Source organism: Fibrella aquatilis (assembly GCF_017353255.1).
Classification (GTDB): Bacteria; Bacteroidota; Bacteroidia; order Cytophagales; family Spirosomataceae; genus Fibrella; species Fibrella aquatilis.
This window is the reverse complement of sequence record NZ_JAFMYU010000002.1, coordinates 383,949-403,704: the sequence shown is the minus strand read 5'-3', so window position 1 is coordinate 403,704 and position 19,756 is coordinate 383,949. Positions and strand designations below refer to the sequence as shown.

The 19,756-nt window shown below is 56.6% G+C and carries 13 protein-coding genes; 8 read left to right on the top strand and 5 right to left on the bottom strand.

The window, feature by feature from the left end:
• The first annotated feature begins 81 nt into the window (after window positions 1–81).
• Together J2I48_RS03935 and J2I48_RS03930 are read left to right on the top strand one after the other, a co-directional pair.
• Complete coding sequence (locus J2I48_RS03935) at window positions 82–1,554, top strand: amidohydrolase (protein WP_207334089.1); 1,473 nt, start codon at window positions 82–84, stop codon at window positions 1,552–1,554.
• Between the two features lie 87 nt (window positions 1,555–1,641).
• Window positions 1,642–3,279 carry a putative maltokinase gene (locus J2I48_RS03930; RefSeq protein WP_207334088.1) on the top strand — a complete coding sequence of 546 codons (1,638 nt, stop codon included), beginning with the start codon at window positions 1,642–1,644 and terminating at the stop codon, window positions 3,277–3,279.
• Between the two features lie 38 nt (window positions 3,280–3,317).
• On the opposite strand, the gene J2I48_RS03925 is transcribed toward J2I48_RS03930, so the two are convergent.
• Window positions 3,318–3,611 (bottom strand): four helix bundle protein, encoded by a 294-nt coding sequence (locus J2I48_RS03925; RefSeq protein WP_207334087.1) that lies wholly within the window; start codon window positions 3,609–3,611, stop codon window positions 3,318–3,320.
• A gap of 205 nt (window positions 3,612–3,816) precedes the next feature.
• On the opposite strand from J2I48_RS03925, the gene J2I48_RS03920 reads away from it, so the two are divergent.
• Window positions 3,817–4,641, top strand: coding sequence for an SDR family NAD(P)-dependent oxidoreductase (locus J2I48_RS03920; RefSeq protein ID WP_207334086.1), 825 nt, complete (start codon window positions 3,817–3,819; stop codon window positions 4,639–4,641).
• A 105-nt stretch (window positions 4,642–4,746) separates the two neighbouring features.
• Here the strand turns inward: J2I48_RS03920 and J2I48_RS03915 are convergent, their stop codons facing one another.
• Window positions 4,747–6,531: a hypothetical protein gene (locus J2I48_RS03915; RefSeq protein ID WP_207334085.1), complete on the bottom strand. Its 1,785-nt coding sequence runs from the start codon at window positions 6,529–6,531 to the stop codon at window positions 4,747–4,749.
• A 124-nt stretch (window positions 6,532–6,655) separates the two neighbouring features.
• Window positions 6,656–7,600 carry an acyl-ACP desaturase gene (locus J2I48_RS03910; protein WP_207334151.1) on the bottom strand — a complete coding sequence of 315 codons (945 nt, stop codon included), beginning with the start codon at window positions 7,598–7,600 and terminating at the stop codon, window positions 6,656–6,658.
• 171 nt (window positions 7,601–7,771) lie between these two features.
• Between J2I48_RS03910 and J2I48_RS03905 the strand changes: the two genes are divergently transcribed.
• Both J2I48_RS03905 and J2I48_RS03900 read left to right on the top strand, forming a co-directional pair.
• Window positions 7,772–8,527, top strand: coding sequence for a lysophospholipid acyltransferase family protein (locus J2I48_RS03905; RefSeq protein WP_207334084.1), 756 nt, complete (start codon window positions 7,772–7,774; stop codon window positions 8,525–8,527).
• 71 nt (window positions 8,528–8,598) lie between these two features.
• Window positions 8,599–9,420: a thymidylate synthase gene (locus tag J2I48_RS03900; protein WP_207334083.1), complete on the top strand. Its 822-nt coding sequence runs from the start codon at window positions 8,599–8,601 to the stop codon at window positions 9,418–9,420.
• A 424-nt stretch (window positions 9,421–9,844) separates the two neighbouring features.
• Here J2I48_RS03900 and J2I48_RS03895 read toward each other — a convergent pair whose 3' ends face one another.
• Both J2I48_RS03895 and J2I48_RS03890 read right to left on the bottom strand, forming a co-directional pair.
• Window positions 9,845–10,489, bottom strand: coding sequence for a T9SS type A sorting domain-containing protein (locus tag J2I48_RS03895; protein ID WP_207334082.1), 645 nt, complete (start codon window positions 10,487–10,489; stop codon window positions 9,845–9,847).
• A 103-nt stretch (window positions 10,490–10,592) separates the two neighbouring features.
• Window positions 10,593–12,956, bottom strand: coding sequence for an OstA-like protein (locus J2I48_RS03890; protein ID WP_207334081.1), 2,364 nt, complete (start codon window positions 12,954–12,956; stop codon window positions 10,593–10,595).
• A gap of 76 nt (window positions 12,957–13,032) precedes the next feature.
• On the opposite strand from J2I48_RS03890, the gene tilS reads away from it, so the two are divergent.
• From tilS to rho, 3 genes are all read left to right on the top strand, one after another.
• Window positions 13,033–14,394 (top strand): tRNA lysidine(34) synthetase TilS, encoded by a 1,362-nt coding sequence (gene tilS, locus J2I48_RS03885; protein WP_207334080.1) that lies wholly within the window; start codon window positions 13,033–13,035, stop codon window positions 14,392–14,394.
• A gap of 67 nt (window positions 14,395–14,461) precedes the next feature.
• Window positions 14,462–16,756: a carboxypeptidase regulatory-like domain-containing protein gene (locus J2I48_RS03880; protein ID WP_207334079.1), complete on the top strand. Its 2,295-nt coding sequence runs from the start codon at window positions 14,462–14,464 to the stop codon at window positions 16,754–16,756.
• Window positions 16,757–17,260: 504 nt separating this feature from the next.
• On the top strand, window positions 17,261–19,651 hold the full coding sequence (rho, locus tag J2I48_RS03875; RefSeq protein WP_207334078.1) for a transcription termination factor Rho: 2,391 nt from the start codon (window positions 17,261–17,263) through the stop codon (window positions 19,649–19,651).
• Window positions 19,652–19,756 lie beyond the last annotated feature (105 nt).

Here is a 19,756-nt window from a genome sequence, read left to right as displayed (position 1 = left end):
ACAGTTGGCAAAGATGCAATGTGGCATCGACTACCGGGGCTGTGGGGTAAATTGGTATTTTTAGGAACAATCAACCTACACATGACTAAACAACTCCTCGTCTCCCTCCTGCTGCTGCCCGCGCTGACGTTTGCCCAGGCAAAGAAACCGGCGAAAACGGCTGCCCCCGGCACCGACCGCGACAAGCAGGCTATCATCGCCGACCTCGACAAGCGGTTTGCCGACTACGCGGGTCTTTCTAAACAGATCTGGGACTTTGCCGAACTGGGCTACCAGGAAGAGAAAAGCGCGCTCCTATTGCAGGAACAGCTAAAAAAAGAAGGTTTCGACGTGACGGCGGGCGTGGCGGGCATCCCCACGGCCTTTGTGGCCACCTACGGGTCGGGCAAACCCGTCATCGGCATCCTGGGCGAATATGACGCCCTGCCGGGCCTCGCCACGGAAGCCAAACCCGATTTCACGCCCATCCCCAACCAGAAAGGCGGGCACGGCTGCGGGCATAACCTCTTCGGCACGGCCTCGGTGGCGGCGGCGGTGCAGGTGAAAAACTGGCTCAAGGCCGGTCACGCGGGCACGATCAAGATCTACGGCTGTCCCGCCGAAGAGGGGGGCGCGGGTAAGGTCTACATGGTACGCGAAGGCCTCTTCAACGACGTCGACGTGGTGCTGCACTGGCATCCGGGTGCCCAAAACGCCGCCGACGCGGGCACGTCGCTGGCCAACAAAAACGCCAAATTCCGGTTTCGGGGCATTGCCGCCCATGCCGCCGCCTCACCCGAACGGGGCCGGTCGGCGCTCGACGGCGTAGAGGCCATGGACATGATGGTCAACATGATGCGCGAACACGTCCCGTCCGACACCCGCATCCATTACGTGATCACCAAGGGCGGCGACGCGCCCAATGTGGTGCCCGCCTTTGCCGAGGTATATTATTACGCCCGCCACAAGGACCGCGACATCCTGCAAAGCGTCTGGAAACGCATTGAAAACGCCGCCGAAGGGGCCGCCAAGGGCACCGGCACACAGGTGACGTGGGAGGTGCTGGGGGGCGTATTCAACCTGCTGCCCAACGTGACCCTGGCCGAGGCCATGCACAACAACCTGAAAACGGTAGGCGGCATCACCTACACGCCCGAAGAAACGGCCTTCGCCCAAAAAATCAGCGAGTCGTTCCCCGCCGATCAGCGCGTACCCATCACCAACGCCGCCCAGATCAAAGACTTCCGCGACGCCTCGGAAAGCGCCACCAGCGGCGGCTCTACCGACGTGGGCGACGTGAGCTGGACGGTGCCGACGGTGGGCCTGCAAACCGCCACCTGGGTGCCTGGCTCCAGCGCCCACAGCTGGCAATCGACAGCCGCCAGTGGCATGAGCATCGGCCAGAAAGGCATGATCGTAGCCGCTAAAACACTGGCGCTGACGGCTTTAGATCTCTACAACACCCCCGCCCTGATCGAGAAAGCCCGCGCCGAATGGCTCCAGAAACGCGGCGCCAACTTCAAGTACGAAGCCCTGTTAGGTGACCGAAAACCCGCATTGGATTATAGGAAATGAGTAGCAATGGGCAGGCTTCGCGCCCTAGTGCGCGAAGCCTGCCCACTGCCACTGCCCACTGCATACTGTAGAATTGCATACTGTAAAATGACCTCAACCCTCCCCTTCTCAACATTCGCTACTGACACGGACCTGCACGCCAGGCTCGCCGCCGACGTGCTGCCCGCCTATGTCAACACCTGCCGGTGGTTTGCCGGAAAAGCCCGTCAGCAGACCGGCGTACGGGTGCAATCGGTATTGGCGTTGTCAGACCAACCAGCTGACAGTCAACCGTTTTACCTGGTTATCATCGAGGCTACTTACGCCGATGGCGAACCGGAGCAATACCAGTTGCCGCTGGCGTTTGTACCAGAGGGAACCACCACCGACGCCATTCCCGACAAGGGCATCCTGACCACCGCCACCTTCGCCGGGCAGGGCGGCTACCTGGTCGATGCCATCTACGTGGGTGCTTTTCGGGAAGCGCTGTTCTGGCACCTGGCCGCCAATGACGTGGTCATCCAACCGACCGCCGAGGCGGGGCAGCTTACGTTCCAACGGGGTAAAGGCCTGGTGGATGGAGCCGATGGCGACGCGCTGATATCACGCGTACTGCCCGTCGATTCGAGCAATTCGGCGCTGGTGTTCGGCTACGCCTCGCAGGGTGAACTGCTGTTCATGAAGTTGTACCGGAAGCTGTTTGCGCAGACCAACCCGGAGGTGGAGATGGTGGCGTTTTTGACCGAAACGGGTGGTTTTGAGGCTATTCCGGCCTATGCGGGCCACTTCACGTGGCAGCAGCCCGGTCAGGAAGTGGTCACGCTGGGCATGATGCAGCGGATGGTAGCCAATAACAAAGACAGCTGGGACATGACCGGCGACTACCTCAACGATTTCCTCTACGCCGTGCCCAACCGGCTTTTTGCCGTGAAAGAAGATGTCTTCGAAAAAGTGGCCCTGCTGGGCAGGCGCACCGCCGAAATGCACCTGGCCCTCTACAAAAAAACCGACGATCCCGCTTTCCAGGCCGAACCCTTCACCGACGACTACCGCCAGTTCCTCACCGGCCGCTTCACCGACCTCCTTCAGCGCCGCTACGACCTGCTGGTGAACAATTACGACCGCCTCGACGCGCAGTCGCAACGGCTGGCGTGGGTGTTTATGGAAGCCAAAGAGATGATCGACGATTTTGTGGCCGATTTCCAGACGCGCCCACTCGGTTCGTGCCGCGTCCGCATCCACGGCGACTACCACCTGGGTCAGGTGCTGGCCCTCCCCGACGACTACGTCATCATCGACTTCGAGGGTGAACCCGAAAGCACCATTGCCGACCGCAAGATCAAGCATTCGCCCCTGAAAGACGTGGCGGGCATGATCCGGTCGTACCACTACGCCGTATCGGCCAAGCTCTTCAACGCCGCCGAAACCGAGGGTATTTCGCCCGCCACGCTACAGGTGGTGTCGGACCGCTGGTACAAACTCATCCGCGACACCTACCTCGACGCCTACCTCGACACGTTCGGTTCGCCCCACCCCATGTTCTACGACAACGGCGAGATTAACTACCTGCTGCTCATTTACTTACTGGAAAAAGCGGTCTACGAACTGGGCTACGAAATCAGCTATCGCCCCACCTGGGTGAAAATCCCCCTCAAAGGCATCGTTGACGTAATCCGCGAAATAGAGAAACTCCAGCCCGGCGGGCAGCACCGGCAAATGGCTTCAGCGCCGTTGCACCTGGTATGATTTACGAATTACGATTTACGATTTGGCTTCGCGCTTCGCTAACCACGCTCTACTTTTTCCGGTTGACTACCTTTATGAGCGAAACGGCCATTGTTAGCTTTTGATGTAATACTGATCTTGGTGAAGATGGCGGTTAGCTCGTTGGCTTCGCGCCAAGCACTGACAATAGCTTCTCTGGGCAATAGTTTTGCTTCACCAATTAACTCTAGCCAGTAGCAAGATTCGTCGGCTTCCTCCTCAACAATATCAATCTTGGCAATAAAATCAGCTGGTGATTTTGCTCGACAGGCCGCTCGATAATTGGCACCAATAGATGTTCCACAACGAATCAATTGGTTACCGATAGCTTTTCATGTGGCATTATGTGGCAGTTGTCCAACCAATTCAATGATCATCATCGAAAACTACTTCGTTCGACTCTTCAATTCAATGCTATTCATTAAGCTAAGTAATGAATTGTTAGTCAATTCATTAGTAGTTTGCTAGAGATGCGTAAGCAAAAATCGTAATTCGTACATCGTAAATCGTAATTCGTAAATGTCTTCCTTCCTTATCACCGGCGCTGGCTCAGGCATTGGGCGCGAACTGGCCCGGCAGGCGGCCCTGACCGGGGCCACGGTTATCGCCACTGATGTTAACGAGGCTACGCTGGCCGAGACCAATCAACTGACGGGCGGCAAGCTCCAAACCCACCGCCTCGACGTGGCCGATGCGGGGGCTATTCAGGCATTTGCGGCTAATATCATCCCCATGCTGAACCCGGCAAAGCCGCTGATTTTGATCAACAACGCGGGCGTGGCCCTGGGCAGCGGGCCATTTGCTACGACTGATCTGGCTGATTTCGAGTGGCTGCTAAACATCAACCTCTGGGGCGTCGTCCGGATGACCAAAGCGTTTTTGCCCTACATGCAGCAGCACAACCGGGGTCAGATCGTAAACATCAGCAGCGTATTTGGCTTGGCGGGGGTCGAAAACCAGTCGGCCTATTGCACGGCCAAATTCGGCGTGCGCGGCTTCTCCGACGTACTGCGCATGGAGCTGCTGGATACGGGTATTGGCGTTACGTGCGTGCATCCGGGAGGCATTAAAACCAACATCGCCGCTGCCGCCCGTATTGGCAAAGGCGGATTCGTCACCGAAGCCATGCACCAGCAAGGAGCCGCCTCCTTTGCCGACGCTGCCAAAACGACGCCCGCCCGCGCCGCCGAAATCATCCTGAACGGCATTGCCCGCCGCAAAGCACGCGTCCTCATCGGCAACGACGCCCGCCAGATTGAATGGGTAACGCGTTTATTTCCAACGCGTTACGTGTCCATCATCAAAAGCCAAATTCAGAAAGCGTTTGATTTTAGTGGTAAGTGATGAGCGGTGAGTGATGAGTTTGCTTCCGCACGAGTAATTACGCTGGCGCCGAGACGTCGGACCGCAGCAAACTCACCACTCATCGTTCATCACTTACCACTAAAATCACCTTCCCACAAACCGGTAGTTGAACCGGCGGTCGGGGGCGCTGTCGCCGTTGGTGAAGAAGGGGGTCAGGCCGTTGGTCAGGGGGACATTATCGACCCAGTGGAAATCGAAATGAGGGGCGCCTGTGCCAAAGAGTGTACGGGGCAGGGCCAGTTCTAGTTGGTAACCCGCTGCCCGGTAGCTGATGGGCGCGGGGGCCTGCCAGCGGCCATTCTGCCAGCGTTGCACCGTGGTTTGGGTGGCGCTGGTAACAGACCGGTTCACAACCAGATCATACCCCTGCCAGCCGGTGCTTTTTTTACCGTCAGTGTCAATCAGTAGCAATAGCCAGTTCGGGCCGGGTTTGGTGAGTGGCTTGTACGTTTTTACCCAGAAAAATACCTGCTTTTCATCGAAGGCCGTGCGCGCTTCGATAAAGTCATTTCGGCCCGTACGGTTCGTGTAGGTCGTTTTCTTGTCGGCACCAGGCCAGTTGCGGTGGGCTACGTCGCCGGGCCAGTCGCGGTATCGGGGGGTTACGGCAGCCCAGTCGCCAAACGCACCATCGACCTTGATACCCGCTTTCGGGCCAACGCTGGCGATTGGGGTTAGCCCCTTGAAACGGCGCACGTTAGCCACCAGTTGGTAGTAGTAGGCATCACCGTAACCGCCTTTCATGGGTTCTATGTCGCGGTTGAATTCCTCGTTATAGAGATCTACAAAATACGACTGCCCCGAATCGGCTTTCATGCCCAGAAAATCGGTGGTATTACCCTTGGCATCGGGACGGGCTACAAACCGCTGCGCCATCCACTCGTTCCAGCCCGTTACCATTACCAGTTGGGGGTTCACCGTTAGGGCACGTTTCCACTGTTCGCCCACATAACGGCCTGCGCTTGTCTGTGGGGTTAGCGCATTTTTATCAATCCGTGCTTGCCGCCCCTGCGCGTAGCTCTTGCCGATATTACGGATAGGATGTCCCGCCACCGCCACCGGAATCTGCTCGGGCACAGCCGGGTTGGTGTCCCAGCCGTAGTTCTGCGGCGTATCGTCGATCCACTGCCAGTGGTGCGCTACCGTTTCGGCGGGGGTCCAGGCCCAACTGTAGCGGTAGGTGAAAAAGTCGCGTTGCGTGGGGTCTGTCACCTCGGCCCGATTGCTCAGAATCAGTGGTTTACCCTGCCACCTAAACCAGAGCGGCTCGTACTGCTTCAGGGTATAGAAGTGGGTAAACAGGTCGCCCACGGTCTCGGCCGTTTTAGTATAGGTAATAAAGACAATGGCGGGCGTTGGAATACCTTCACCGCGCATTTGCAACGATACGTCGCAGAGCTTGCGCACGGTAGGCAGGTAGGTATCGCGGTTGGTAACGTCGAGGAAGAGAAAATCAATACCGGCGTCGGTAAGGAGTTGTAAATTTCGCCGAATCACCCAGGGGTCGTCGGCGCGGTAGTAGCCAATTTCGGGTTCGCCCCACCAGTGAAAAGCCCCTTCCGGCCCAAATTTGGGCGATTTCGGGTTGGCGCGGCGTAGTTTGCTGATGTCGTAAACACCTCCTTTAACGGCATATTCGCCATGCCAGAGGAAATAAAAGATACCAACGTGTTTGGCCCTCGGCGCACCGGTTTCGGCGGCAGTAGGCAGGGTTCTACCCAGCCCATCCGTAGCCACCCACAAATCAGACGACAAGGGCAGCGCGGGCGTCGTGTCGGCGATGGTTTGTGGTATAGGTCGTAGCCGAAATCCCAGCAGTATCAGCAGACTGAGGCAGCTAAAAAAGAGCAGGCGCGTGGGAGTGTTCATAAAAAGGAGGAAAGGGAAGAAAGGGAGGAGGGGGAGGAAAGGGAGCTTCGCGCTGTAGGCACTTAACCAACGCACGAAGCCCCCCTTTCCTCCCCCTCCTCCCTTTCTTCCCTCTCCTCCTTTTTTATTTTATCCAGCTGAACTCATAGGCCAGGCTGGGAATGCGGGTGCGGTCGGCGAGGCGGGTGAGGCGGGCGGGGAGCGCCATGAGGTAGTCGCGGGCGCGTTGAGCGTCGTCCGACAGGTCAGACATAGCATCGATTTTCCAGTCGCTCAGCAACGACTCTAGGATCTGGATATAGTCGCGGACGGTGTATACGCCAATGCGCTGGGCGGCGTCGGAGAAGTGCGAATAGGTGTTGCTCAGGTTCACGCCGCTTTCGCGCAGCATGTGGGCGGGCATCACAATCTTCTTGCGCATCATATCTTCAAACGCCAGCATCATACCCGACGCGTCGTGGGTGAAGATTTCGGCCACAAACGACTTGTAGGCCTTCGCGTGGCGCATTTCGTCGGCGGCAATCACCCCGCATATCTGCGACAGCAACGCATTGCCCGACTGCTTGGCCTGCGTGGCGGTGCGGCGGTGCGAGATGTTGGTAGCCAGCTCCTGAAACGACGTGTATACGAAATTGCGGTAGGGGTCGCGCCCAGTCTGAATGTCGTAGCCGTCGGCAATGAGGTACTGGGTCGAGGTTTCCATAGCCCGCATGTTTACCCGGCCCGACAGGTACAAAAACTTGTTGAGGAGGTCGCCGTGACGGTTTTCTTCGGCGGTCCAGCCGCGCACCCACTGCGACCAGCCTTTAGGGTTTGTCTGGTCAACGCCGTCCACGTCCATCAGCCAGGCCTCGTAGGTGGGTAGCGCTTCTTCGGTGATAGTGTCGCCCACCAGCACGGCCAGGTAGTCGTAGGGTAAGGCCTGCGCTTGCTCTTGCAAGACCCGCACTTCCTCCAGAAATGTGGGACGCGTAGAATCGGGCAACAAATCGGCGGGTTGCCAGTTAGTCTCAATAGGCTTTAAAAATTCGGTTATGAGGGCATCCATTTTGGCCCCGATAAACTGCATCACTTCGATCCTGAAGGTCACGGTAGGTGTTCATTTACAGACACGTTGCCTCAGCGCTCTGGCCTAAAACCGGACAGAGGCGGCGGTGCGCCCTTACAAAAGTAAAGCATAATAATTGGCTTGTTACCTATTTTTGGGGCATAGTCTGCTGAAATTCACCTCAACGATACCATGAAAAAGCTTATTGACTACTTACTCTCGCCAGTTTATCTACTTTACTTCGGGCTGGTGTTGTTAGTCTTTCATATGGCCCAGGTGGTAGCGCACCGATTGGGCGGGCGGGCGGCCCAAAAAAAGGTGGCTGATCTGCTTAACGCCTTCATTACCTACGGCTGGCGACTGACCGGTTCGTCGTTCCGGTTTCAGTACGACGCCCCCCTGCCCACCAACCGCCCGCTGCTCTTCGTAGCCAACCACCAAAGCCTCTTCGACATCTCGCCGCTTATCTGGTTCCTACGTCGCCAGAACCCGGTGTTCGTGGCCAAAATAGAGCTGAGTCGCGGTATCCCCAGCATTTCCTACAACCTGCGCCGGAGCGGAGCCGCGCTCATCGACCGCAAAGATGCCCGGCAGGCCATGGGGCAACTGAGCCGACTGGGACAACAATTGAACAAACGGCATTGCTCGGTAGTAATCTTTCCCGAAGGCACCCGCAGTGCCTCTAACGTTCCCAACGAATTTGCCGGTGCCGGGTTGGCCATTTTGCTCAGAAAAGCTCCCGACGCGCTCGTAGTGCCCATTGCCATTGCCAACACGGGTAAATTCAACCCCCGCGGCCTGTTTCCCCTCCGCTCATTCACGCGCATGTCGTGGACGGTCCTTTCCCCCATCGATCCGACCGACGCCAGCATCGAACACGTTGTAGAACGCGCCCGCACGGCCATTGCGGAGAAGCTGAGAGCAGAGAGCGTAGAGCTAAGAGCCTAGAGCTAAGAGAGACTGTTGCTCTCTGCTCTTTGCACTACGCTCCTTACCTTCGCGTACCAAACCCCACCCCCATGCAAGCGTACCACGACCTGCTACGGCATATTCTGGCCAACGGCACCCGCAAAACCGACCGCACCGGTACGGGCACTATCAGCGTATTTGGCTATCAGATGCGGTTTAACCTCCAGGAAGGATTCCCCCTGCTGACGACCAAAAAAGTCCATACCAAGTCCATCATCCACGAACTGCTGTGGTTTATTCGGGGCGAAACCAACATTAAATACCTGAAAGACAACGGCGTGAGCATCTGGGACGAGTGGGCCGACGAAAACGGTAATCTCGGCGACGTATATGGCAAACAGTGGCGCAGCTGGCAGGCCCCCGACGGCCGCGTGATCGACCAGCTGGGTGAGGTGCTCCGCCAGCTGAAACAATCACCCGATTCTAGGCGGATGATTGTCTCGGCCTGGAACCCCGCCGACGTGCCCAGTATGGCCCTGCCCCCCTGCCACCTGCTGTTTCAGTTCTACGTGGCCCCCGCCGATGCAGAAAAGGGGCAGACAAAACCGCAGCTATCGTGTCAGCTTTACCAGCGGTCGGCAGATGTGTTTTTGGGGGTACCGTTTAACATAGCCTCCTACGCCCTGCTCACCATGATGATTGCGCAGGAATGTGGTTATGAAGCCCACGAATTTATCTGGACGGGCGGCGACACACACTTGTATATCAATCACTTAGAACAGGTCGAAACCCAGCTGTCGCGTTCGTTCCGTCCCCTGCCCACCATGCGTCTCAATCCGGCCGTGACAGCCATCTTCGACTTCGTATACGACGATTTCACCCTGGAAAACTACGACCCCTGGCCCGCTATCAAAGCCCCCGTGGCGGTGTAGGGGGGTAGTGGTTTGTAGTTTGTGGTTGCTTCGCGCTACGTGCCCCTCGACTGCGCTCGGGGTGACAGGCAGATAGATCCAAGTTCTTGAATTGATTCAAGGTTGTTGTCACCCCGAGCGCAGTCGAGGGGCACGTAGCGCGAAGCAACTACAAACCACCAACTATCAACCCAAAAAAGGCCTCACCAGTAGTGGTGAGGCCTTTTTTGTGCACTGCCGGAGGTTAATCCTGACGGCGGCTTTTTTCTTGTTTCTTTTCAGCCTTAGCCGCCTTTTTTTCTTTCGGCGATTTGGCAGGTTCTTTTTTCTTTTCAGATCGGGCGTCTTGTGCTTTAGCCATGGTGCTCGTGGTTTTAAGGTGACAAGGTACTTATTACGTTCTCAAAAACGACCTGTAATGGCAATTGTTGCCGCTACTTCTGAATTACTGATGCTTCACCAGCAGTTTCTTGGTAGCCACCTTCACCCCTTCTACCGACAGTTGATAGAAGTAATAGCCAGTGGGCATATCGCGGGTTTGAATACGCACTTTCCGCTCGTTGCGGTCCAGCGAATACTCAGCTACGGGGGTGCCTAATACGTTAAGGAGCGTAATGTTTACGTCGCCCACGCTGCTGTGCATGGTGTAGTCTATTTCAGCCACATCATGCGCCGGGTTGGGGTAGATGTTCGATACCGTGAGGCGGTTGCTACTGTACATCTGATCTTCCGACCGCACAGCATCATCGGCCTGCCGGTCCATAACGGGCTGACTGGTCATGGTGCTTTCTGGCGTGGCCACACCCAAACGGGGCGTGGTTGCTTTCACAGCCGTAGGAGCCAACAAAATAGATCGGTAATAGGCGCGGAGCATGTCGTTACGACCCTGCGTAAGCAGACGGTCCATCGGCGACATGGGCATGGGCCGGGGCATCAGCAGGCGCTGTGGTTTGCTGCTGGTATTCGCCACCGAAGCCGGGCTGTTCTTTCGGCCCAGCTCAAGCCGACTCCGCCCCGGTTCCTGCGCCCGCGCCGAAGTGGTCCACAGCAGACCGATGAAAAGCCCATATGCCAGTAAAATTTGTTTCATGCTTGATAATCAACGCGTTAACCGAACGACTTACAAACGTACTCAGGGAATAAGTCAAAACCAACGCGGTTATGGGTGAAAAATTGTTAATTCTTAAAGCGATTTACTGCTTTTGACCCGATTTAGATTCTAAAGGTTTATTAATTGCATCAACTTTAATGCCCTTTTTATGCAATGGTTTTTTATTTAAAACCTTTTCCAGGTCAGAGACATCTTTTGTCTGCAACGGATCCTGACTAACCGGCGGCGGAACGTTGGTTTTTCCCGCACCCATGTTGGCAGGCATTGTCTTTTTAACATCTGCTTTCGCCGCACCGACCGTTGCCGAAACAGGCACGGTCAACAGAGCACTGTCGGCCTTTGGGATAACTGGCGCAATCACGCTTTTCAATCCACTTATGGCTGCTGAATCAGTCGTCAGACTATCAGTCAGTAAGGCAACCTTGGGCAGCACAGTGACCGCCGAGGTGCTGATAAGACTTGTTACAGCCGTAGTACTTGCGGGCAGGGATTTAGCCAGCGTAGCTGTGGCTGTAGCCACCACACTCGCCGTTGCGGGCTGCGCCAACACCACCTTCACGGCGCTGACCGACGTTGGCAGGCCTAACATAGTGGCCGTTTTCATAACAGACGACGTCCGCGATGGAACCCGGTCAGACACATCGGCAATAACCTGACTGGGCGGCGGTGGCGGGCTGGTTTTCGGCATAGCGGGGCCGTAGGGCGTCTCGCCGAGCACATTGGCCTTGGTGGGTTTTTCGTTCACGCGCCACCGAAAACCGTCGAGCGTTTTCTTGTCGTTGGTTAGTTGTTTGGGGGGGGTCAATATGCCATCGGGACGGCCATAAAACCGAATATTACCCACCCTCCCTTTTGCAAATTCGATGGTCATTTTGCTACAGTCAACGCGGTTCATTCCCGTGAACACATTTTTATCATCCACTACGAAATAAATGCTCTGTCCGTTGCCCTCGACTACCACCTTATCCAGCTGCGTTTTCTCTTCCACTTTGGGCGGCCTGCCAGTAGGGCTGCCCCCCACCAGCGCCGTGGTGTAGGTGGGAGGCGTAGTGGCGGGCTTGTTCGTGCCCGGCTTACCCGTGCCGGCGGCTCCTTTAGTGCGCTTCACGATACGCACCACTCTGGGCTTCAGCGTGTCAGACACCGACTTGAAATAAGCCGTGACAGACCGCCCCTTGATCTGGTTGAAAAACTTCATCGTATCCTGCGACACCACAAACGACCGCCCCCGTAGCAGCAGCGTGTTGATCCGATTGCTCTTCAGCCGGGCCGTAATCGTGTCGGCCTCCATTTGGTAATTCTGGCTCCAGACAATAGGCTTTTTGTAGAAATAAAAGCTCGAATCAACGGCCGTGTACACCAGTGAATCGCAACGGCTCTGCATGTCGGGCTTAAACACGAGCACGTTTTTCTGACCCACCAGCTTGCGCGGCTTTTTCTCCTTACTCCCCGACGGCGTATCGTACGAAAACAGGGTGTCGGCACGCATGTAGAGCGTATCCTGGGCACTCACTGTGCGCACCACAGCGTTGCCCGTTACCCGCGTGATGCCCAGTTTGCCATTATAACGGCCCTGATTGCCCGTAATGGTCGTTTTATCTTCCTTGGCCACCATGACCACGTTGCCTTTAGCAATGCCCAGTTCGGTCACATTGTCGAAGTTCAGGGTATCGCCGGTGAGGGTGTATTTGTCGGTATAAGCTGTGGCACGTTGCCGAAAATTCGATACCCGCGTGGTGGTATTATAGGTGCCATCGCGGGCCTGTAGCGTCCCGTCTTTGTTGATAATCTTCGTTGGTCCCTGGAAGGTGGCAACCTTAGTGGCGCTGTTGTAGAGCAGCGAGTCGGCAATGAGCGTAGTTTGGGGGTTCACCAACCGTACGTTGCGAATAAACGTGAACTCTTTAGTGCGGGTGCTGTAGTAGCCCTCTTCGCTGGTGAGCACGTTTTCTTTATCCACAATGCGGCCTTTGGTGGGGTAGTGCGCCAGCCCGTTGGCCATGTCATAGTCCAGGCGGGCAGTGGTCAGTGTCATCTTCCGGTCTTTGAGCACCACGCGGTGCAGCACCGTGGCCGAGCGGGTGTTGCCGTAATAATACATAGTGTCGCCCTGCACGGTCACGGTGTCGCCCTGTACAATGCGCACGTGGCCATAGGCCTCAATCACGTTGTTGGTACTGTTCTGAATAGCCAGGTCGCAGTAGAGCAATGCCCCTTTGTGGCTGAACTTCACGTTGTTGACCACCCGCTTGATAGACACCCCCGGCGAGCTTAACCCAATCAGCGAGTCGGCATGAATCAGCTGCACCAGTTCGGTACCCGTGCCCGGCTGCCCGCCACCCATCATGGGCGGACGACCCACCTGCGCCACCGCCCACGGTGCCACCACCAGCAGCAACGCCGTCAGCAGCCAACGCAATGAAAGATTGTATTTTTGTAAATCCATTGAAAACGAGTCTTTGGAAAGCAGTCTTCTGTTTTACAGTCTTCTGTCTCCTTAGAAAACAAAACTACGCCAACGCGTGCTGGAACAGGGCTTTTTAGCATTTATTAACGAACATCAACTCTTCACCAGCGGCCAACGTGTACTGGTGGCCGTGAGCGGGGGCGTCGATTCGGTGGTGCTGGCTCACCTGCTGCACCGCTGTGGTTTCGCCTTCGCCATCGCCCACGTCAACTTTGGTCTGCGCGGGGCCGAGTCCGACGCCGACGCCGCCCTGGTGCAAAACAGGGCCGAGGCCTACGGTGTTCCCTTTCACCAACTCCGGGTCGATACTGCCGCCGAAGCCGCCAAACGGGGGGAGTCTATTCAGCTTACGGCCCGCCAGCTGCGCTACGACTGGTTTCAGGCCCTCCGGCATGAACACGGTTATGCCGCCATTGCTACGGCCCACCACCTCAACGACGTGCTGGAAACCATGCTCCTGAACCTCACGCGGGGCACCGGGCTGGCGGGGCTGCACGGTATTCCTGTCAAGAATGAACAGGGCGTGGTGCGGCCCCTCTGGTTTGCTACCCGCGCCGAGATAGAGACCTACGCCCAAACGCAGGAGTTGGTTTGGCGCGACGATGCCTCCAACGCCACCGATGCCTATAGCCGCAACCGGATTCGGCATCAGGTGGTGCCCGCCCTGGAACAGATCAACCCCGGTTTGCTGCAAACGCTGCCCCGCACGATTGGCCAGATTCAGGCAGCTGAAAAAATACTTCAGGCCGAACTCGATCGGTCGTTTGCTGCCTGCGCCACGCCAACACTCAAGGGCTATTTTATTGATTGCCAACAGCTTAGTAGAATAGAAGAGCCACTCTATCGGTTAAATCAGTGGCTACGTCCCTATGGCTTCACGCCCGACGCGCTGGCGCAATGCTGGGCGGGTGTTGACCAAACCGGGTTAGGCACCGTCAAAACAGGACAAGTGTTTTACTCAGCCTCACATCAACTCACACACCATCAGGGTCGCCTCTGGCTAGGCCCCCGCTACAGCATACCCAACATCCCCATTTTGGTGAACGAATGGCCCAACGAACCCCTTAACCTGGGTTGGGCCGGGTGGCTCACCGTTACGCCAGTCGACCGCGAAAGCTGGACCGGCACCTGGCCGACCTCACCCACCGAAGCCCTTTTTGATCGTGCGTTGCTCCCCTTTCCCTGGCTTATCCGGCCCTGGCAGCAGGGCGACCGATTCAGACCACTGGGCATGAACGGATCAAAATTGGTGAGCGATTTGCTACAGGAACAACAGCTGCCACTGCCTGAACGTGAGCACGTTTGGGTGCTGGAGAGCGCTAAAACCATTTGCTGGGTGCTGGGGGTACGCATGGCCCACAACGCCCGCGTTACAGACCAATCACGCCAACTAATCAATTTTAGGTTACAACGCTAAAATTTGGAGTTTGGCACTCATTTTGATACAATCCACGAAGAGACCCATAGTTAAATCTGTTACTCTCATGAACCGACCTATACGGGTCCTGCTTTTAGTGGCGGGGCTTTTCTTGACGGCACTGTCGCTTCAGGCACAGAGCGGGCGGCTACGAGCAGCCAACAAGCAGTATGAAAATTACAGCTACCTGACGGCTGTGCGCCTATATGAAGACTTTCTGCGCAGTAAACCGAAAGATGCCACCGAAACCCGCGAGGCGCTGACCAAGCTGGGCTTCTGCTATCGGAAGTTGCAGGATTCGCGCAATGCCGAGCGGGTCTATGGCGAATTGATTGCCAATTACCCCGACCTGGAAAGCGAACTCTATCTCTACTACGCCCAGGCATTGGCCGCCAACGGCAAGCACCGCGAGTCGCAGAAGATGTACAGCCAATTTGGGCAGAAACAGGGCGACGACCTGCGTGGGCGGCGCTTCACGGTGTCATATATGGACATGAGCCGGTTCTACATCGACTCGTCGTCGTACCGGATTCAGAACCTGCCTATCAACTCGCGGCAGGCCGATTTCAGTCCTATGTACTACAAAAAGGGCATTGTCTTTGTCTCGTCGCGCGATGAGGGCGGCGTGATCAAGCGGGTGTTCAACTGGAACCAAACGCCTTTTCTGGACCTGTATTTCTTTCCCGATACCAACCAACTGCGTATTCCCGGTTTCGACCCCGTTATTCGTCCGCAGGGCACGGCCGTGCTGGGTGGTGGTGGCCCCGCCGCCGACCAGTCTATTGAGATTGAAGCCGAAACCAAACCCACCTCCAAGTCGGAGAAGTTTAGCCGCACACTCAACACCAAATACCACGAGGGTCCGGTTACGTTTACCCACGATCAGAATTTCATTGTCTTTACCCGCAACAACGGCAGCAAAGGCAAGACCGGCAAAAGCACCGACGGCGTTCGTAAGCTGAAACTGTATTCGGCCGTGAACCGCAACAACAAGTGGCACGACGTGACTGAACTGCCTTTCAACAGTTCGGAATATTCGGTAGGCCACCCCGCCTTTTCGCCCGACGATCAGAAGCTGTATTTCGTCTCGGATATGCCCGGTGGTTTTGGCGGCACAGACCTCTACGTCGTTGAATTCAACAACGGGCAGTGGGGTACGCCCGTGAACATGGGCAAAGACATCAATACCGAAGGCAACGAGATGTTCCCCTACGTCGACGAGACGGGCAACATTTATTTTGCGTCGGATGGGCACGAAGGCATTGGCGGCCTCGACATTTTCTATGCCGAACTCAAAGACGGTGTGGCCTACCGGGGCGTGCAGAACGTGGGCTACCCCATCAACTCGGAAAAAGACGACTTCGGCCTCATCACCGACCGGGGACGGACGCGCGGCTATTTCAGCAGCAACCGCCGCAAGGGCATCAGCGACGACGACATCTACACCTTCAACCGGGCCTGCAAACAGTTGAACATCCTGGTGTTCGATGCCAAATCGGGTGCGCCGCTGGAAGCCGCCGACGTACGGATTGTGCGCAACGGCACCAACCAGGACCTGAAAGTAACCAGCAACGAAGGCAAAACTGATCTCTGCCTCGACGCCAACACCGAGTACGAGTTTAAGGTGGTAAAAGAAGGCTACGCCCCCAACACGGCCAAGTTCTCGACGCTGACGCAGTCGAACCGGCCGCAGGTGAACGTATCCATTTACCTGGAAAAGAGCGAGAACACCATTGTGCGCGGTGTGGTGAAGACGGAAGTGAACCAGCGGCCCGCCGAAGGGGTGAAGGTGACGCTCCGCAACGACAAAGACAAGTCGGAGAAGACCGTGGTGACTGGTCCCGACGGTGGTTATGAGTTTGCCGTGAAGCCCAACGCGCCATATACTATCACAGCCCAAAAAGACCGCTACGCCACCAAGAAGGCCAAATACGACAAGAGTAAGCTGGCCAAAAAGACGCAACGCGCCGCCCCCGATTCGCTTAGTCTCTATGGTGAAGGCGATGTGTTTCAGCTGAAAAACATTTATTACGACCTCAACAAGTTCTTTATCCGGCCCGACGCCGCCCGCGAGCTAGACCGCGTGGTGACGCTACTGAAAGAATACCCGGAAATGAAGATTGAACTGCGGTCACATACCGATGCCCGTTCCGGCGACGTGTATAACATGAAGCTGTCGGAAAACCGGGCACGCGCCGCCCTCGACTACATTGCCTCGCGTGGTATCTCGGCCGACAGGCTCACGGCCCACGGCTATGGCGAAAGCGATCCGGTCAACGGCTGTAGCGACGGGGTGAACTGTAGCGAAAGTGAGCACCAGCAAAACCGGCGAACGGAGTTCAAGATCCTGGCCGTGAAATAGACAAGTTTGTGTTGTGAGGTAGGTTTCAGCAAGCGCAGGTCATGATGGCCTGCGCTTTGCCATTTAGGGATTTTGGATTTTGGATTGCGGATTTCGGATTGTTGCTTACGCCAGCGCAAACCCGTGCGTCAGCAACAATCCGAAATCCGCAATCCCCAATCCAAAATCCCTTCTGTGGAAACATTTTTCTCAAAGAAGCGTTACATAGATAATTAATTGGATTGTACTACATTTGTCAATCTATAGGCCCGGCAGGCGGGGTAGTTCACCAACCGTTTTTTCTTAGTCTGCTGCACGATCCATCGTTGCTCTTTTACGTTACTGATTAATTGGCTGCTGCCACCACATCAGCCCAGGTCTTTAGGCCAACCCTCACAAACACGCCGTTGTTGACCACCTCCGGGTTTACCACCCGCCTACTGGCCCCGCCAGTTGCTGTACAACCTAATTACACCTACCCCTTTTACCCCGGCTTTAGCTTGCTCCCTGCGCTAACCCTTACGTATGTATACCATTGATGAGTTGAACCATAAGCTCCTCCCGGAGCTTCAGGGTCTTGCCAAGGACTTTGGCATGACTAATACGACCAAATACACGAAAAAAGATCTCGTTTATAAATTGCTCGACGAACAATCACGCCGCCCGGAACCGGGCGAAGCAGCTACCACACCCGTAGCCGACGAGGCCCCTAAACGCGCCACCCGCGCCCGAAAGCCCACCCCCGCCGACACCGTTTCTGTGGCATCAACAGTACCCGAAACAGCCCTCGCCGAGGTGGTCGTTATACCCGCCGTTGAGGCTACCGGAGCGGCACCCCGCCCCCGCCAACGGGCCAAACGCGCCACTGACGTAGCCCCCGCCGCCGAAGCAGTTGCCAGCCAGATACCCGCCGAAATAGCCCCTCCTACACAGGAAACGCCTGTTTCAGTTGTTGAAGACCAGAACGCACCAGCCGACGGCGATCAGCAGCGCGAACGCGAACCCCGCCAGCGGATGGACAACCGCCCCACCCGATCAGACAGCAGCACCGCCCGCGACAATGGTTCGCGGCCACCCATGAACCGGAATGAGGGCGGACAGCGAAACAACGATGGTGTTCCCCGCGATGGTGGTATGCGCGACAACCGGCAAAACCGCAACGACGCTTACCGCACAGACCGGACTCCCAACGCCCCTGACCGCAACGCCGATAACCGGGGTAACCGAATGGACGACCGCAACGGCCGCACACCTGACCGCCCCCGCGACAACAACGGCTACGGCAACCCCCGCGACAACCGGTCTGCTGACCCCCGTCAGGGCGGAATGCGCAATGACCCCAACGGCCGCCCAGAACGCTTTGGCAATGCGCCCATGAACCGGCAACCCAACCGCGACGGCAACCGGAACGATATACCCCGCAGCGACAATCCGCGCAACGACAGCCAGGGACCAACCCGCCGCGAACTGCGCGAAAACTACCGGTCGCAGAATCCGCAGCAGTCGCCCCGGCCCAACCAGGGTCTGCCAAACGAGCGGCGGTTTGTCCGCGACGAATCGGCAACGAATTTCAACGCGGAACCAGAAGAAGAATTTGTTACGCCAACCGTTGTGAGCGACGAAACGCCGGGTATGATGACCCGAAGCGGCGAAACCGACATAGCCCCAACGGCTCCCGAACAAGTTGGCGAAGTGGAAAATCCGGATGGTGAAACCGAAGCCCGGCACCAGCCTACACGAGAGCAGATCGAGTACGGTCAGCGCATTCGCCGCCAGTACAATCAGCACGTGAAGGAGTTCGACGGGATCATCGACAACGAAGGCGTACTGGAAATCATGTCTGACGGAGGCTACGGCTTCATGCGGTCGGCCGATTACAACTACCTCGCCAGCCCCGACGATATTTACGTGTCGCCCTCGCAGATCAAGCTGTTTGGCCTGAAAACCGGCGACACCATTAACGGCTCCATCCGGCCACCCAAAGAGGGCGAGAAGTATTTTGCCCTGCTGAAAGTGCATACCGTCAACGGCAAGACGACCGAAGAAATACGCGACCGGATTCCGTTTGAATACCTCACGCCGCTATTCCCCGAAGAGCAACTCAAGCTCAGCACCCGTCCCGATCAGTTTTCGACCCGCGTATTGGACCTGTTTGCTCCCATCGGCAAAGGGCAGCGCGGCATGATTGTGGCCCAGCCCAAAACGGGTAAGACGGTGCTGCTCAAGGAGATAGCTAACGCCGTAACCAAAAACCACCCCGAAGTCTATCTCATCATTCTGCTCATCGACGAACGCCCTGAAGAGGTGACCGACATGGCCCGCAGCGTCAACGCCGAAGTGATCTCGTCAACGTTTGACGAGCAGGCCGACCGGCACGTGAAAGTGGCGAGCATGGTACTCGAAAAAGCCAAGCGGATGGTCGAATGTGGTCATGACGTGGTGATTCTGCTCGATTCGATTACCCGGCTGGCCCGTGCCTATAACACGGTGGTACCGTCGTCGGGCAAAATCTTGTCGGGTGGTGTCGATGCCAACGCGCTGCACAAGCCCAAGCGGTTCTTCGGCGCGGCCCGCAACGTAGAAAACGGCGGTTCGCTCACCATCATTGCCACCGCGCTGATCGACACGGGGTCGAAAATGGACGAGGTGATTTTTGAGGAATTCAAAGGCACCGGCAACATGGAATTGCAACTGGACCGCAAGCTGTCGAACAAGCGTGTGTACCCGGCTATTGACGTGATGGCGTCGGGCACGCGCAAGGAAGACCTGCTGCTGGACCGCGAAACCCTGCAACGCGTCTGGATTCTGCGCAAACACCTGGCCGACATGAACCCTATGGAAAGCATGGATTTCCTGCTCGACCGGATGCGCGGCACCCGCAACAACGACGAGTTTTTAATCTCAATGAATAGGTAATCTACTCATTTTCAATATACTACAAACGGTCAGGTCGGGTAATTTCCGGGCCTGACCGTTTTGCTATCGCCTATTCGGCCCGAAATTTGACGGGTTAATGATGAT